The 15,871-nt window shown below is 61.9% G+C and carries 14 protein-coding genes; 9 read left to right on the top strand and 5 right to left on the bottom strand.

Annotation, left to right across the window (positions count from 1 at the left end):
* Nucleotides 1-565: 565 nt before the first annotated feature.
* The 5 genes from CBB63_RS00070 to CBB63_RS00050 all read right to left on the bottom strand — a co-directional run bounded on the left by CBB63_RS00070 (nucleotide 566) and on the right by CBB63_RS00050 (nucleotide 5,381).
* On the bottom strand, nucleotides 566-1,636 hold the full coding sequence (locus CBB63_RS00070; protein ID WP_286697689.1) for a sialidase family protein: 1,071 nt from the start codon (nucleotides 1,634-1,636) through the stop codon (nucleotides 566-568).
* A 154-nt stretch (nucleotides 1,637-1,790) separates the two neighbouring features.
* Complete coding sequence (locus CBB63_RS16345) at nucleotides 1,791-2,021, bottom strand: c-type cytochrome (RefSeq protein ID WP_009827263.1); 231 nt, start codon at nucleotides 2,019-2,021, stop codon at nucleotides 1,791-1,793.
* A gap of 298 nt (nucleotides 2,022-2,319) precedes the next feature.
* Nucleotides 2,320-2,655 carry a c-type cytochrome gene (locus CBB63_RS00060; protein ID WP_082849339.1) on the bottom strand — a complete coding sequence of 112 codons (336 nt, stop codon included), beginning with the start codon at nucleotides 2,653-2,655 and terminating at the stop codon, nucleotides 2,320-2,322.
* A gap of 89 nt (nucleotides 2,656-2,744) precedes the next feature.
* Complete coding sequence (locus CBB63_RS00055) at nucleotides 2,745-4,103, bottom strand: ISKra4-like element ISSusp4 family transposase (protein ID WP_067627257.1); 1,359 nt, start codon at nucleotides 4,101-4,103, stop codon at nucleotides 2,745-2,747.
* A 210-nt stretch (nucleotides 4,104-4,313) separates the two neighbouring features.
* The gene (locus tag CBB63_RS00050; RefSeq protein WP_009827261.1) at nucleotides 4,314-5,381 is read right to left on the bottom strand and encodes an OprO/OprP family phosphate-selective porin; all 1,068 of its coding nucleotides are present in this window, start codon (nucleotides 5,379-5,381) and stop codon (nucleotides 4,314-4,316) included.
* 422 nt (nucleotides 5,382-5,803) lie between these two features.
* On the opposite strand from CBB63_RS00050, the gene CBB63_RS00045 reads away from it, so the two are divergent.
* The 9 genes from CBB63_RS00045 to CBB63_RS00005 form a co-directional block, all read left to right on the top strand.
* Entirely contained in the window at nucleotides 5,804-6,166 is a 363-nt protein-coding gene (locus CBB63_RS00045; protein WP_009827260.1) for an NADH-quinone oxidoreductase subunit A, read from the top strand.
* The gene (locus CBB63_RS00040) at nucleotides 6,163-8,076 is read left to right on the top strand and encodes a heavy metal-binding domain-containing protein (protein ID WP_286697688.1); all 1,914 of its coding nucleotides are present in this window, start codon (nucleotides 6,163-6,165) and stop codon (nucleotides 8,074-8,076) included. The genes CBB63_RS00045 and CBB63_RS00040 overlap by 4 nt, the downstream gene beginning before the upstream one ends.
* Nucleotides 8,073-8,972, top strand: coding sequence for a complex I subunit 1/NuoH family protein (locus CBB63_RS00035; protein WP_067939422.1), 900 nt, complete (start codon nucleotides 8,073-8,075; stop codon nucleotides 8,970-8,972). The genes CBB63_RS00040 and CBB63_RS00035 overlap by 4 nt, the downstream gene beginning before the upstream one ends.
* Nucleotides 8,969-9,484 (top strand): NADH-quinone oxidoreductase subunit J family protein, encoded by a 516-nt coding sequence (locus CBB63_RS00030; RefSeq protein ID WP_286697687.1) that lies wholly within the window; start codon nucleotides 8,969-8,971, stop codon nucleotides 9,482-9,484. The genes CBB63_RS00035 and CBB63_RS00030 overlap by 4 nt, the downstream gene beginning before the upstream one ends.
* Nucleotides 9,481-9,792, top strand: a complete 312-nt coding sequence (gene nuoK / locus CBB63_RS00025) for an NADH-quinone oxidoreductase subunit NuoK (RefSeq protein ID WP_237273860.1) — start codon at nucleotides 9,481-9,483, stop codon at nucleotides 9,790-9,792. The genes CBB63_RS00030 and nuoK overlap by 4 nt, the downstream gene beginning before the upstream one ends.
* Nucleotides 9,793-9,794: 2 nt before the next feature.
* The gene (locus tag CBB63_RS00020; RefSeq protein WP_286697686.1) at nucleotides 9,795-11,684 is read left to right on the top strand and encodes an NADH-quinone oxidoreductase subunit 5 family protein; all 1,890 of its coding nucleotides are present in this window, start codon (nucleotides 9,795-9,797) and stop codon (nucleotides 11,682-11,684) included.
* Nucleotides 11,685-11,701: 17 nt separating this feature from the next.
* Nucleotides 11,702-13,162, top strand: a complete 1,461-nt coding sequence (locus tag CBB63_RS00015) for a complex I subunit 4 family protein (RefSeq protein WP_286697685.1) — start codon at nucleotides 11,702-11,704, stop codon at nucleotides 13,160-13,162.
* Nucleotides 13,162-14,520 (top strand): NADH-quinone oxidoreductase subunit N, encoded by a 1,359-nt coding sequence (locus CBB63_RS00010; RefSeq protein ID WP_286697684.1) that lies wholly within the window; start codon nucleotides 13,162-13,164, stop codon nucleotides 14,518-14,520. The genes CBB63_RS00015 and CBB63_RS00010 overlap by 1 nt, the downstream gene beginning before the upstream one ends.
* Nucleotides 14,521-14,652: 132 nt before the next feature.
* A partial coding sequence (locus tag CBB63_RS00005) for an ISKra4-like element ISSusp3 family transposase (RefSeq protein WP_286697683.1) occupies nucleotides 14,653-15,871 on the top strand: 1,219 nt, incomplete at its 3' end.

The following is a 15,871-nucleotide window of genomic DNA, read 5'->3' as shown; positions in this document are numbered from 1 at the left end:
GTCGCATAATGAAGTTTATGTTATTTCTTCTCCGGCTAATGCCGACCTTCGCTTATGCTTGGTAAAGGTGCACATCGCGGGACAATGCCGTCATTCGTTTTTCATATTTCGCTGACGCAGCACGGCTTCGCGCATGCGGCAGGTTTGTCGCTGGGTTGCGGCTCATGTTGCCAATGCGGTCATTCAATCTGGCTAAATGTCACAAAGTCCAAACTCCACCTTCGCTGTCTCTTCGCAGCATATTTTCAAAAACAGTAAGGCGCACAACAACTTGAAGCACCTACAACAATCACACCAGTCCCGTAAATAATGACGGGATCTTTATCCATGGTTTACCGACGATCTTGAAGCGATTCCTCGACGGTCCAATTGTTGCGCTCTTGATCTAAAGATTTCACGATTTCGAAGCTCTAGTGACCAGATTGTTTGGCTACGAGATCCTCGCGCAGCGATAAACCTCCAAGGCTAGAATAATCCGTTTGCGGGGTTCTAAGAGTAGGACGGAATATTGACTTTCACCGCCATGGAACAGCCTTGAACCGACTTGTCGCTTTGGTCCTGAAGATTACCTTGCGGGAGACGGTATCGCTACTTCGACACCAACCACGGTTGTCCCCGCCAAGTTGCCCTGTGCAGACCCTGTCCACGCAACGACAACGCCAGCTGCTGATCGCGTAATCCTTGGAAATCCTACCGACTCTCGCCCACGATTGATGTGGAGTGCTTGTGGCGAAGTACACCCGCTCTCCGGCGACACCTGACACACGACTATTGCTTCATCGCCATTCGCATACTCCAACCAAAGAGCAAGTGCTTTGCCGTCACCCATCTGCAAGACATCTACGCGACCTGCGGGTGTGCCGAGATCGAGTTGCAACGGGTCTTCAAAGGATGCGCCCCCATCCCTGGAAAACGCAATTCGAGCCTTTGCCTCGCCATTGGCACCGGTGAACCACACGACTACCGCGTACGTTCCCAACGCATCGATGGCAGGTCCGTTGACAGGGCATCCTGCGATTTCCCAGCCGTCGCCGTAAATTGTTTCGGGGTCGGTCCATTCTTCTTCGACCAACCTGACAACCGAAATATCGCGGATTTCTTCGGCTGTTCGGTCCCTGTAAACCGCTATGATGTTACCTGCTTCGTTGCGGACGGCCGATGTTTGACAGCACGTACAAGCGCGTGGGTCGAGCAGGCTTTCCGGTCCCATTGAACCGTCCGGCGCAATGCGACGTGCGCGGACCTGCATGGCATTCTCATAGCTGTCGTCTGCGGCTTGATTATCGTATGCACGACCATCTAGCCAAAGAGCTGTCAAACCAGCGCTATCATCAGGGATTAGCGACACGAAACCATGTTCACGCTTTGATCGGTCATCGTGGGGTATGATTGGCGTTGTCCAGTTCAAACCCTCATCGAAGGAGAAAGCGATCTTTACGTCGTATTGATAGCTGCCCGGCCCATTCAATTCCAACCAATGCGCTGCAAGCGTCCCATCGCTAAGCCCAACGACTGACGGAAAGTCGGCCCAGTTCACAAACAGTGTCTCAGATTGATGAATTGTACGCGCCTCCGTCCAAGAGGTGCCATCGAACAGGGCCATCCGAACGGCGTTGTTACCTTCGGTCCAACTCATCACGATCCGACCATCGGGCAGTGTTGAAAGCGAGGGTTCACGTGCGTGATCCCCAACCGGTGCAATCAGTGGTCTGACTGGAAACAGAGGGGCATCTTCAGCCGCTACAAAGGGCGCACCGAGCATAAAAAGAGCCGTGCAAACGAATAAAAATCTAATCGGCCTCAACCTCCGGTCCAACCGAAACGAGATAAGCCCAGACTGCCTTGGCATCCGTTTCTTTCTTCAATTTGAATGACATGCCAGATTTCGCCTTGCTGTCGTTCAGAAAAGTCGCGAGGAACTTCTTCGGATCTGCAATATAGGCTACGAAATCGCTCTCGTTCCAGACCAAGCCATTCTCGCCCGCTTCACGAATAGAGTCCCGAAATTTATTCCCAAACATTTCTTCGGTCCCTGCTGTTCGGTTGTACACACCATAAAGATTTGGCCCAACCGCGCCACCCTTTCGGATAACGTCACCATCCGTCCTGACGATTGAGTGGCAGGCCTTGCACTTGTTAAATACCTTGTCTCCGGCTGATGCGTCGCCGGTTGCATGTCCATCGGCGAGAACACCTGTTCCGGACTATGCCAGTGCTAGCGTTGCGATAAATTTAGGTTTCATTCGTTTCTCTCCCCGTTGATGACAGTTATTATCTACTGGATGGCTGTTATGCTTTTGCCTCAGGTCGACAGGTCACTCAGTTAATTCCGTTTTCCCTTTGAAGAGCCCGTATATATGCCACGATATTCAATACTTCTGCTCGTGTTACGCCCTCGACAGCTGGCATGTTGCCAAACTTCCAATGGTGCGCCCGAACACCATTCTGTGCTGCGAGGACAAACGCCATGTCACCGTGGTGGCCCGGCTCATAAATCTTGTGCACCAGCGGTGGAGCAACGCCGTCCTGACCCTGCCCATTGACGCCGTGGCAGGTCGCGCAGGCCGCACCATAGGCACGCTTGCCGATTTGCTCTTGCTCGGTGAAACTTGGGGGCAGCCTGACAGTTGCAAGCGCACCTGCGGGAAGTGCCATTCTTTCGTCCGTCTGAGTACTCGTCTGGGAGTGGGTCGGCTGCAGGATGTACCATCCTGCCGCAGCAGGGAGTGGGCAAAACTTGGGGGTTATGCGGCTGCTCTTTGGTAGGCGCCGGTTAGCCGACCGTCGAGAACGGCGGCGCGGACAACCGCCACGCGGTGGGCTCCTTTGGGCGACCATCTCATGCGGCGGCGCTTGCCCATGCGGGTGTTCCCGATGTCGTCCACGCAGCCCTCTGCTCGGGAAGAAAAGACCGGAAGGCCTCTTCGATGTCGCTTGCCGTAGTTCGTCAGGTTGTCCATGTTGTTCGCAAGGTATGAATAGAGGTCTCGGCAGCGAGCTTGCACTCGCCGAGTGGCTTCAGTTGCCACGCGGTCATCTGTAACCAGCCGGGCGCAATCGACGATCAACCATTGCAGACTGGTCGTGGCCGTAAGAACTTTTCCATGCCAAAGGTACCATCGCAGCGTTTCGGCCGGACGTTTGAACAGCACTGGAATGCCGGAGAAACCCCTGCTCTGCAGCAGGCCTTTTACGGCGTTCTCGACGTGCTGAATACGCATCGAGATATGCCACCAGTCGAGGATGTGGCGTACCTTTCCACCGACGGCATTGCGGACGAGGTTTGGCAGGGCTGGTTCCCCGTCCGAAATTACCGTGACGGTTTGTTCGCGATCCCAACCGAGAGACATCAAGTCCCGGCGAAGCTGACTGGCAGGCGACAGGACCGCTTGTTGCACCAAGCCGAAGCGACGGCACCTATCGTGGCTTTCGATCTTGCCAACCACAACATCGAGGTGTCGCTTCTGGTATTCCGGCCTGCATCGGATATGCGCACCGTCTAGGAAAACCGTCAACGCAGGCGCCTCTTTGGCGGCTGAAGGAACCAACGGCTCAGTCTGCTCGCTGTCGCAGATTTCCCTGGCAACTTTGCCCAGTCGATTGCGCACCGATGTATTCACCTGCTTCGCGCAAGGTAGAAAGGTTTCCAGGATACGCGCCGCTTCCCGGAAGGAATGACGCGCCCCAAGTTCGGCCTGAAGGCGTCGCAGTTCCGGGGTCGATCGATCCGGAAAATAGTCAGCGAGAGGCGAAAGCGGTCCGCCCAAGACAACATCGGATTTTGCATTGCAGGCGCACCGGCGAATGCGCGGCGCTTTGACCTCGAACCTGCCGAAAAGCGTGTCGGGCACCCGCGACCGATAATCATGTATAGCCCGGACCCCGTCGCAGTCCGGACAGATCCTGCTGGCTTCGGAAATTTCCTCGATCTGGTCGCGCAGGATCGCATTCTGCAATTGCCCCAGGATCGTCTTCGCATCTTCGAGCAACAACCCGAAACCCTCAGGTTGCGTGCGCCGAAACGGGCGGGATAGGCGGCCGAGACGATGCCTCTTTGTGGTTCCGTTCTCGAAAGTCGTCTCGACAATAATTCGCACGTCCATGGTAGTTCCCCTCTCAATGAACCACTAGCATACACAGACACCCCCAAGTTTTTCCCACTCCTCCCGAACGCGTCGTGTCTCAGATTTAAGGGCAACGCGACAGCTGCCAACATCCACGTAGTCCCGGGTGAAGATATTCGAATGCAGGACGGCGGCAATTTGATTAGCGCCATTGCCCGCGCCGCTCTGCATTCTTCTGTACCGGTCAGGTCAAAATACGATTTGCATTCGTGCCCTGATCTCTTTTCCGTTCTCGCCGCTGGCCTGCTTGCCATCCATGTAGCTCAGACCAAGGCGAACGGCGTTGTTCGGGTAATAGTTGATGCCGACGGTGGTTTGCTTACCCTCTGTCGTACCAAGACCGACATCGCTGAACTTGCCGTATCCGTCCTCGTAGCGAAGCACTGCTTCCCATGCACCTTTCGAACTGCTTGGCTTCACCCGCTTGAACACGCCGTTGCTGTAGGGACGGCTTTCACCGGTCAGAATCCATCCTGCCTGAATGTAGTATCCGTCCACATCAACCCCGCCCGTGTCAGCGTTGAAGTATTCGGCCTGCGTGTGAAAGGGCCCCGATGCGGCCGCCAATTCGATGTTGTACGCATCGGTTTCGTTGGCAGGCAGAGCGGCATCACGGCTGGTAAAGCCGGCGCCAAGATGCAAGACCAGATCATCGGTCTGGATCGGGGCATAGGTAACGCGGCCGGTGATGGCCGTATTGCCGAAATCATCGCTGCCGTTGCCGGCCGCCTCGAAAACGCCCAGGCCGTAGGTCCAGTTGTCACCTGCACCGTGCAGTTGCACACCGGCGTTGCGGCCGGGCGCGTAGAATTCGGTCAGGGCCGAGCGTTCAAGCGATGATATGTCCTTCGAACTGGTAAGTTGCTCAAAGCCAAACGGTTCTTTTTGCTTACCCACTGTGATCCGGGCCATCTTGCCAAAACCGGTGTAGCGCAGATAGAGGTCCTCGGCGCTGCCGCCGCCGGTACCGCTTTCGGCGAGATTGAACTGTGCCTTGAAGGCCCAGTCGAGATATTTACCCTGGAAAAAAATCCGTGCGCGACGCACATCGAAATCATCGCTCTTACCGCTGATGTCGGAATCGGTCGAATCGTAATCCCACTGCAGGCGCCCCCCCACCCGGAAAGACGCGGTACCATCAGCACTCTTGAAGGTTATCCCGCTCCCTGCCTTGAGGTTGAAACCAGAGGTTTCGTCGGCCTGCACGACGCCCGCCGCAGCGGCGAGCAATGCCGCCGGTATAAACTTCATTTTCATTTCGTGTTCTCCAATTCTGTCAGGGAAATGCCATCGAGGCATCCGCAAGAGTCTCTTTCAACCGGGTATCCGGCGGGGCTACAGGCTGGCGAATCCCGCCAAAGACCCTTGCCGCTGAATGGCAGGCGATTGTTACAGAATCATGACGGTTTCGGGCATCGCTTGGCTTCGCTTTTGGCCAGCGCGCAGACCGAAGCGGACGGCTTCTGAACGGGAATACACGCGCAGGGCCGACCCCAATTCGGCTCTTTTGTTTGCAGTGTCGTGGTGGCTGGCCGGACTGAGTTGAGCAAAGTGTAACGATCCGGGTCTGGTCGCGTCCTCTTGTTTGCTGTCTGCTGACCACTCGCCCCTACGAATTGACCGCATTGCAGAATCTTCTAGTATGAAACAGACTTGGGAAATCAAATGAGGTGCCACGGATGAGCGAACTTTCCCAATACGCGATCCTTTTCGGGCTGAGCGTCGGTGTATTCGGTTTCGTGCTCAGCCTCTATGGGTTCGCCCGGGCCATCGGGCGGGCGCGCGCGGAACCCGGCAAGGACGTGCCCGCCACCGCCGGCACCCTGTCGCGCGATCCGGTCTGGGTGCGCTACCATGCGCGTTATGCCGGTTATGCGCTGCTGTTTCTGGCCTTCGACATGGAGATGGCGTTCATGTATCCGTGGGCGGTCGTCTACCGCGAAGAAGGGCTGATCGCATTGCTCGACATGGGCGTTTTCCTGGCAATCCTGTTCTTGGGCCTGCTCTATGGCTGGAGCCAGGGCGCGTTGAGGCGGCAATGACCTTGGTCGGGGCGCGAGAGGGCGCGATGTCCGGGATCAGGCGGGCGGTCGCGGCGGCCATGGCGCGCGATCTGCCGGCCTTCGTGCTGCCCGGCCCCTCTGTCGCGCGGGCGATGGGGCTCGATCTGTCCGGGTCGCATCTGCGGCTTGTCGGCACCCCGCGCCATGCGAATCTGTTGATCGTCGTCGGCCCCTTGCCCCCCGGTCTGCGCGATGCCGCCGCCGTCACCTACGCGCAGATCCCGCGCCCCCGCGCGATCCTTGCGCTGGGTGTCGGCGACATCGCCCCGTTGCCCGATGCGGACGTGTCGGCCCCGCTGACCCAGGCCGGGCTGCACTCCGGGCTGGCCGATCTGCGCCGCGTGATCGCCGCGGGCGCGTTTCGCGCTGACAGCGGGGAGTTTAACGCCCCCGCTCTTGAGGTGCGCGTGGAATACACTTGCCCGATGCACCCCGAAATCGTCCGCGACGCCCCCGGAGACTGCCCCAAATGCGGCATGACGCTGGTGCCGCGCGAAACAGCGTCCGATGGACATGGTGGGCACGGTGGCCACGACATGCCCCCGGAGGACAGGTCAAACCCCGCCGATCACGCACATGCGGGCCACGCCGAGGACGCGGGCGGGGCGGGGGCATATACCTGCCCGATGCACCCCGAGGTCGTCAGCGACGCACCGGGCAAGTGCCCAAAATGCGGCATGTTTCTGGTGAAGGCGGAAGAGGGGGAAAGCCACGGTCACGGGCACGGGCATGGCAGTGAAGCGCACGGAGCGCATGGTCACGGCGATCACGGCGGTCATGGCAAACAACAGGACCATTCCGGCCACGATGGCCACGATGGGCATGCCGGACATGGCGGCCACTCCGAGGCCGCTATCGACGGGATCGAGCCGCATTTCATGTCGATGGTCGAGATGACCGAGGGCCAGCCGCGCAGCAGCGACGGGTTGCAGATGGACTGGATCGAGGTGCCGTTCGGGCCGTTCTTTCCGGGCCTGCCCGCGGGGCTGCGCCTGACCCTGACGCTGGACGGCGATACCGTGGCGGGCAGCGAGGTCAGGAGCCTTGTGGGCAGGGCGGAACTGGTGGATGGCCCGCAGATGAGGGTGGCCGATTTCGTCGAGCGTCTGGCCGCGATGATGCCGCTCAGCCCGGTGGCCTATCGGACGCTGGCCTGCGCGGCGATCGAGGAGGCCGCGAGCGTCGACCCCGGCCATGACGCGCGCCGTGGCCGCGCCGCCGCGGTGGAACGCGAGCGGATCGCCAGCCACCTGAACTGGCTGGCCGAGTTCGGCCTGCAGTCGGGTTTTTTGTGGCTCGCCGCGCGCGCTGGGGCGTTGCAACTGGCCGTTCAAGGTGCCGACGTCGCCGGGATCGCCGCGCAGGCTGGGGCGATCCGGCGGCTGACGCGCCGGGTGCAGGCGGCCCCGTTGATGCGGATGCGGCTGAGACGCATCGCGCGCATCGGCAAGGACACCCCGGCGAGCGGCCCGGTGGACCGGGCGCGGGGTGGCGGATCGGATGCCCGTACGGGTGATCCAACGCTGAAGGATCTCGGGTTCGAAACGCGCGTCCGCAACGGCGGCGATGCGCTGGCCCGGCTGCGGCTGCGCTGCGACGAGATCGCCCAAAGTCTCGACGTGATCGCGGCCGCCGGGAGGATTGCTGTGCCGCAGGTGCCGGATGTGGACAGGGTGTCGGGCGAGGGCGCGGCCCGCATCGAAACACCGCGCGGAGCGGCGCAGCTGCGCGTGAAGCTGACCGATGGCCGGGTGGTCGAGGCCGATCTCGACACGCCGTCAGACGTGAACATCGCCCTTGTCGAAACGGTGACGGCGCAGCAGGAACTGGGCGATGCCTTGGCCGCTGTCGCCTCGCTCGACCTGTCGCCATGGGAGGTGCGTGGATGAGCATTCTTGTCGTTCTCCTGTCGCTCGCCGCCGGGGCCTACGCGCTGGCCGTCATCGAACGATGGGCCGTGCATGGGCACCTGAGCCTGACCGGTCCGGCCTGGGCCGCCCTGGCGCTTCTGGGGCGGGAATCGCTGCTGGCGCGCAAATCCGACCGGTTGTTCTTTGAGCTTGGGCCGGTGCTGCTATTGGTGGCGGGGCTGATGGCGGTGGCGGTGATCCCGCTGGCGCCGGGGCTTATCATCACCGACCTGGCCACCGGGGCGCTGTTTCTGAACGCCGCGCTGGCCTATGTGCTGGTGGCGCTGATCATGGCGGGCTGGGGTCCGAACGGGGCCTACGCGATGATCGCGGGCTGGCGGTTTCTGGGCCAGTTCATCGCCTATGCGATGCTGATCGTGATGCCGATCACCGCCGTCGCCATGCGGGCGGAGTCGCTCTCGACGGTTGAGATCGTCGCCTCGCAGGAACAACTCTGGAACGTGCTGTACCAGCCGATGGGGTTCATCCTCTTTGTCGTGGCGGCGATGGGGCTCGCGTGGTTGCCGCCGCTGGACCTGCCCGATGCGACCGGCGAATTGGCCGGCGGGGTCGAGGCGGAATATACCGGCGTGCGGCTGGCGGTGCTGCGGCTGGCGCGGATGGTCATTATCCTGGCGCTGGCGGGGGCGACCGTGACCTTCTACCTGGGCGGCTGGCTGGGCCCGTGGCTGCCGCCCTGGGCCTGGAGCGCGATCAAGATCCTGGTCGTGGCCGCGGCCATGCTGAGCGTCGGGCGCTACATGCCGCGCATCCGCGAGGCGCGCTATCTGGCGCTGAGCTGGAAGCTGGGGATCTCGCTGGCGCTGGCCAATATCTTTGTCGTGGGCGTGATTGCGCTGGTGGTGCCGATATGACGGTTCAGATGATCTTTCTGGCGTTCTTCGGCGGCGCGGCGGTATGGTTCGGCGTCGTGGTCTTCCGCACCCATTCGATGGTGCGTTCGGCGCTGGCGCTGCTGTTTTCGCAAACCGCGATCGGGGCGATGTTCCTGGTCATGCAGGCTGAGTTTCTGGGCGTGTTGCAGATCATGATGATGGCCACGGAAATGAGCGTGATGGCGATCTTCATGGTGATGTTCATGATGGATCCGGGCGGCATGGGCAAAATGGACATGACCCACCAGAAACGCCTGTCGCTCTGGGCCGGGGGCATCGGGCTGCCGGCCGCGCTGTTGCTGGTCTGGCTGCCCGATTGGGGTCCGGTCGCCCTGTCCGTGCCGGGCGCGCATGAACAGGCCGCCGATTTGGGGCGCGAATTGCTGGGCCGGTCGATGTTGATCTTCCAGTCGGCGGGTCTGACCATTCTGACCGCCATGGTTGCGGCCACGATGGTGGCCATCGTCCCCAACGCGGAGCAGCGCAAATGATTCTGGAACTCATGATTGCCCTCAGCGTCGGCGCGGGGCTGTTCGGTATCGGACTTTATGGCGCGCTGAGTCAGACCAACCTGGTGATGATCGTCATGGGGGTCGAACTGATTTTGGCCGCGGCCCTGGTCAACCTGGTGGCCTTCTGGCGCTACCTGCATCCCGACGAGCCTGCCGGTCAGATGTTCGTGCTGATCGTCATGGCGGTGATGGCGGTCGAGATGGCGGTGGCCTTCGGTATCGCCATCGCCCGGTTCCGGGTGCGCGGCTCGGTCGAGATGGAAGAAGCGCGGGAGTTGAAGGGATGACGATGCTGGCGCTCACCCTCCTTGCGCCGCTTCTGGCGGGCATCGCGGTGCTGGCCCTGCGGCGCGCACCCGAAGCGATTGCGCTTGCGGGCGTCGGCCTCGGGTTCCTCGCGGCGATGGCGGTTCTAGCGGGTGCGATTGCGGGCAATGCGGTGCAGATGGTCCTGCCGGGCCTGCCGCAAATGCCGCTGCGGCTGGTCGCGACGCCGCTGACGGCGGTCGTTTCGGCCATGGTGGCGACGGTGGCGGCTTTTGTGGTGGTCTATGCCGTGGGTTACATGCGCAGCGACCCCGAAAGGCCGCGCTTTTTCGGCATCCTGCTGCTGTTTGTCGCGGCGATGCAGGCGCTGGTGCTGGCGGGCGACTGGATCACCGTGCTGGCCGCGTGGGAACTGATCGGCTTTTCCAGCTATCTGCTGATCGGCTTCTGGCATGGCCGCGACGGCGTGCCCGGTGCCGCGACGCGGGCGTTTCTGTACACCCGCAGCGCCGATCTGGGGCTTTATCTGGGGATTTTTGTGCTGATCGGCTGGGCCGGCACCTCGGAAATCTCGGCTACATTGTCGATTAGCGGCACGCCCGCACTGGTCGCCGGGTTGCTGTTGCTGGTGGGCGCGATGGGCAAATCGGCGCAGGTACCGTTGCAGGACTGGTTGCAGCGCGCCATGGCCGGGCCGACGCCGGTTTCGGCGCTGCTGCATTCGGCGACTCTGGTGGCGGCGGGGGCGATCCTGCTGATCCGGGTGGCGCCGATGTTGCCCGGCGGGGCCTTGCTGGCAATCGGACTGGTCGGCGGCGTCACCGCCGTCGTTGCCGGTTTGATCGCGCTGGCCGAGCGGGATCTGAAACGGCTGCTGGCGGCCTCGACCTCCAGCCAGTACGGGCTGATGCTGCTGGCCATTGGCGCGGGGGTGCCGGTGGCGGCGCTGCTGCACCTTATCGCCCACGCGGCGATCAAGAGCACGCTTTTTCTGGGGGCGGGTGTGTTCCAGCATGATCGCGACAGCACCGACATGGATGCGGTCGCGGGCGCGGGCCGGGCACGACCGCTGGTCCTTTCCGCCTTCGCCGTTGCCGCGGTGGCGCTGGCGGGTATTCCACCGCTGGCCGGCTTCTTTTCCAAGGACGCGATCCTTGCCGCCGCGCTGGCGGCCCCCGGTGCTGCGTGGCTGGCACCCCTGGCGCTGGCGGGCACGGTGCTGACCGGGGCTTATATGGCGCGGGCGCTGCGGGTGTTGTGGGGCGGCGAGGCACAGCCGGTTTCCGGCAAGGGCATGGGCTGGATGTCTGCGGGCATGGCGGTGCTGACGGCGCTGGCGGCGGGGCTTGGGTTCGCCTTTGCGCCGCTGGAACATCTGCTGGGCGCCGAACTGCCGCCGGAAGGAACCGCGATGATCCTCGGGCTTTTGGCGGCGCTGAGCGGCCTGGTGCTGGGCTGGTTCATCCAACCTGCCCGCCTGATGGGGCCGGTTCTGCCGATGGCGCAGCGCGGCTTTGCCGTCGCGGGCGGTATGGACGGGCTGGTGCTGCGCCCGTCGCTGGCTTTTGCCGCCGCCTGTGAAGGTTTCGAACGGCGTCTGCTGGCGTCGCAACTTGGCCTTGTGCGCATCCTGAGCCTTGGCACCGCATCCCGCGTCGACGCAGCCGACAATCGCCTATACGCCGCGACCCTCGATCTGGGCCGGTTGAACCTGCGCCTTGGCGACGGCGCCGAAAACACCGACACCCATGGCATCGACGGGCTGATCTTCGGCCTTGTCGCCCGGACAATCGCCGCCGGCCGCCGCCTGCGCCTGCTGCAAAGCGGGCTGATCCACCGCGAACTCGCCCTGACCGTCATGGGCATTGCCGTCATCGCGGCGGTGCTGCTGATCTTACCGATGTCCTCCTGAAGAAAGACGACCCCGCCATGCCCCTTCTCTCGATCTCCGTCTTTCTGCCGCTTCTTGGTGGCGTGCTGCTGATGGCCCTGCCAAACAAGTCGGCGCGCATCGCCCATGGCGTTTCCATCGCCACCACCGGGCTGACCTTCGTTGTGACGCTGGCGATCTGGGCGCGGGGCACGCTGCCGGACGGTTTCGCGCAGGTCGAGGAAATCGCCTGGATCCCGGCCATTGGTGCCGCCTACCGGGTTGGCGTCGACGGCCTGAGCCTGCCGCTGATCCTGCTGACCTCGCTGCTGTTTTTCCTGTCGGCGATCTATGCGGCGCGGATCACCGACCGCCCGGCGGTCTTTGTCGCGCTGATGCTGATGCTGGAAACCGCGTCGATCGGCACCTTCGCGGCGCTGGACGCGCTCTTGTTCTACGTCTTCTTTGAAGTGTCGCTGGTCGGCATGTATTTCATGATCGTCGGCTGGGGCTATGAAGAGCGCCAGCGCGCCGGACTGATGTTCTTCATCTACACGCTGCTTGGCTCGCTGCCGCTTTTGCTGGCAATCATCGGGCTGTATCTGGCCACGGGAAGTTTCGACATGCGTCTGTGGATCGAGACCCCGCCGCTGACCGGGCTGGCGGCGATGCTGGCGCTGATCGCGATGCTGTTCACCTTCGCGGTCAAGATCCCGTCCTTTCCGGTGCATACTTGGCTACCGGCCGCCCACGTGCAGGCCCCGACCGTGGGAAGCGTGATCCTGGCCGGCGTGATGCTGAAATTCGGCACATACGGCCTTGTGCGTTTCGCCTTACAGATGACGCCCGACGCCTTTGCGCAGGCCGGTCAGGTGGTGCTGGCCTTTGGCGTATTCAGCGCCCTTTACGGTGCCTTCGTGGCGCTGGCGCAGTCAGATCTGAAGAAGATGATCGCCTATACGTTGGTGAACCACATGGGCTATGTGGTGATCGGCGTCGCGGTGGCGGCGCTGACGCTGGACCCTGACCTGCGGGCGGTCGCGCTCAATGGTGCGACCTTGCAGATGGTCAGCCACGGCATCGTCACCGGGGCGTTGTTCTTTCTCGTCGGCATGTTGCAGTCGCGCGCCCACGAACGCGAGATGACCGCGTTCGGCGGGCTGCTGGGGCAGGTGCCATGGCTGGGCTGGGCCTTCGTGCTGTCGGCCTTTGCCTCGCTCGGGCTGCCGGGGCTGGCGCATTTCCCGGCTGAATTTCAGATCTTCCTGGCCACGCTGAATGCGCAGCCCTGGGCCATCGTGGTGATTATCGCCATTGTGGTAACGGCGGGGCTTTACCTGCGCGCGATCGCGGCGGTGTTTCTGGGCGAGCCAAACGAGAAATGGGCGGCGATGCCCGATCTGGACCGCGGCGAGATGCTGGCCATCGTGCCGTTGCTCATCCTCATCATCCTTATCGGGGTCGCGCCGTCCTGGTTGCTGGGCATGATTGATGCGACGATGCGGGCACTGCAATTCTAATGGCGCGCGACCTGTCCTTTCTGTTTCCCGAGCTGATGCTGGCCTCCACTGTCGTGCTGATGCTGGTGGCCGAGATGCTGCGCGCGCCCCGTCTGGCGTTGGCGTTCGGGCTGATCGGGCTGGGTCTGTCCACCGCGCTGACCCTTCCGCTGCTGGAGGCCGACACCACCGTCTTTGGCGGCACCTACCGCGTCGATCTGCTGTCCGGCTGGGCCAAGCTGATCCTGCTGCCAGGCACCGCGCTGGCGCTTCTGATGACGTGGGCCGAGATCGCCGGTAAGGACCGCGAGGGAAGTGTCTATACGCTGCTTTGCCTCGTGACGCTGGGGGCGCTGATGCTGGCGGGCGGTGGCGACATGATGCTGCTGGTCCTTGGCGTAGTGCTGACCGGACTGGGATCATTCGCAATGGTGGCCTGGCCGCGCGACGATGCGGCGACCGAGGCGGCGATGAAATATCTGGTGTTCGGCGCCGTCACCGGATCGGTGATGATCTACGGGCTGACCTTCTGGTTCGGTGGTGCCGGATCGACGCTTTTTTCCGAGCTTGGTGCGCTTCAGGACAAGCCGCTGATCGCGCTGGCGGGGCTGGTCGCGGTGCTGATCGGGCTGGGCTACAAGGCGGCGCTGGTGCCGTTCCAGTTCTGGGCACCGGACGCCTATGACGGCGCGCCGGTCTCGGTCGCGGCGTTCCTGTCGGTCATCACCAAGGTTGCCGCGATCTTCGCCTTTGCGCAGGTGCTGCGCGATCTGCCGGTAGCCACCGGCTGGCCGTTCGTCGTCGCGCTGATCGCGGCGGTGACGATGACATTCGGCTATCTGGCGGCGCTGGTGCAGACCAATGTCGTGCGGCTGCTGGCCTATTCCTCGGTGGCGCAGGCGGGCTATTTCATGCTGGGGATCGTGGCGCTTGGCACCAGCCCGCTGGCGCTGCCTTCGGTGATCGTGTTCGGCGCGGCCTATGTGGCGATGAACCTCGGGGCCTTTGCCGTCATCATGATCGCGGGCCGCGATCTGGACGATTTCAAGGGTTTCGGCCGCGCGCGCCCGGTGATCGGCGTGGCGATGGTCGTGTTCCTGCTGTCGCTCACCGGGATTCCACCGCTCTTCGGCTTTGTCGGCAAGGTGCTGCTGTTCGGCGCCGCGATCGAGGCCGGCTATCTGTGGCTGGCAGTGATCGGCATCCTCAACAGCGTGCTGGCGCTGGCGGTCTATCTGCGCATAGTGGTGTCGATGTATCAGGCGCGCGAGGACGATGCGGGCCGGACTGAGATGGCGCCGCCGCTGTTGGTCGTTCTCTGTGCGACCGCGCTGGTCACGGCGCTGATGGGGCTATTTGCGGGAGTGTTTCCCGGCTGACTTAAGGCGCGGTTTTGTGCCAGTCGGTCAAAGTGGTGATCTTGCTATCTGTCGCGTAGCCCTTAATGGGAGTGGGCAAAACCTGGTGGTCGACGTGGTAGGGTAAGGTTTCGGAACAAGGCGGAACCCACCATGGATGTAAGCATTTTTATCGAGACGACGTTTGACGATGGAGAAACCAAGAGGCGCAATATCGGTCGACTTCGCCGTGCGCCGGATGAGTTTGGTTCCGAAAATTTAGGCCTTCTCCTAGACGACGCAAAGACCTTGTTGAGGCGCTTGCAGGAAGCGATTGTGCAAGATCAGGTCGGTGAAGCATTTGATGCTCGCCGGAAATGCGATGACTGTGGCAAACAACGCGCGATCCATGATGATCGAGGGCGTATTCTCGACACTCTTTTCGGGCGAATTCGGGTGAAGTGGCCAAGGCTTCGACGCTGCTTGTGCCAACCGGCTGAGGTCGCGAAATCTGGGCCACAATCACCACTTGCCGGGTTGTTCTCTGACCGTGCGACTGCCGAACTTCGGCGCCTGCAGGCTGAATTGGGGGCCAGGCACTCGTTTCGGGAAGCCGCTCGATTGATCGAAATGTTCATGCCCTGTTCGGCTCAATTGAACACGACCGTTCGAAATCGTTTGGGTCGCATCGCCGACGAGCTAGGCCACGAAGACGTAAGCCAAGGAGACGCGGATACAATCGCGCCGCCATCACCACTAACCCTTTTCCTAGATGGTGCGCACATACGATGTCGACCTGAATACCAGAAGCGGCACCTCGATGTTGTAGTCGGCAAGGTTGAAAGCCCCAATATGAGCCGGCGGTTTGGTTTCGTGCAGCAAGCCGCCGGTTCTCCTGCAAAGCAACTCCGACATGACCTGATCGCGCAGGGCTGGGACGGTCAGAGCAAAGTGACCGTGATTTCAGACGGCGAACCTGCACTGCCGAATTTGGTGAGGCGTGCCGTTCGAGGTCCCGTCACCCACATACTGGACTGGTGGCATATCTCGATGCGGGTCAAGCACATTGAAAATGCGGTGCGGGGCCTTCTGCAATCGAAGGGCTTTTCAGGGTTGCCGCTACTCTTCGAGCGACCTGCTGATACACTGCGTTGGTACCTTTGGCACGGCAAAGTGATGACCGCCGCGACAATCCTCAAGGTTCTTCAGATCGATTGCGATCGTCTGCACGCCGAAACCCGAGAATTACGAGAAGCGGCCAGGCGCGTCAAAGCCCGGTGCCAGGATCTCTATTCCTACCTTGCGAACAACTTTGACGCGCTCGTGGACTACGGCCATCGACACCGGAATGGCCTCGCAGTTTCGTCGTCTCGGGCAGAAGGCTGTGTTGATG

Origin of the sequence: Sulfitobacter sp. TMED3 (genome assembly GCF_002167505.1) — a bacterium.
Classification (GTDB): domain Bacteria; phylum Pseudomonadota; class Alphaproteobacteria; order Rhodobacterales; family Rhodobacteraceae; genus Sulfitobacter; species Sulfitobacter pontiacus.
The sequence above is the reverse complement of the archived record's forward strand: the minus strand, read 5'-3'. Positions and strand labels throughout refer to the sequence as shown.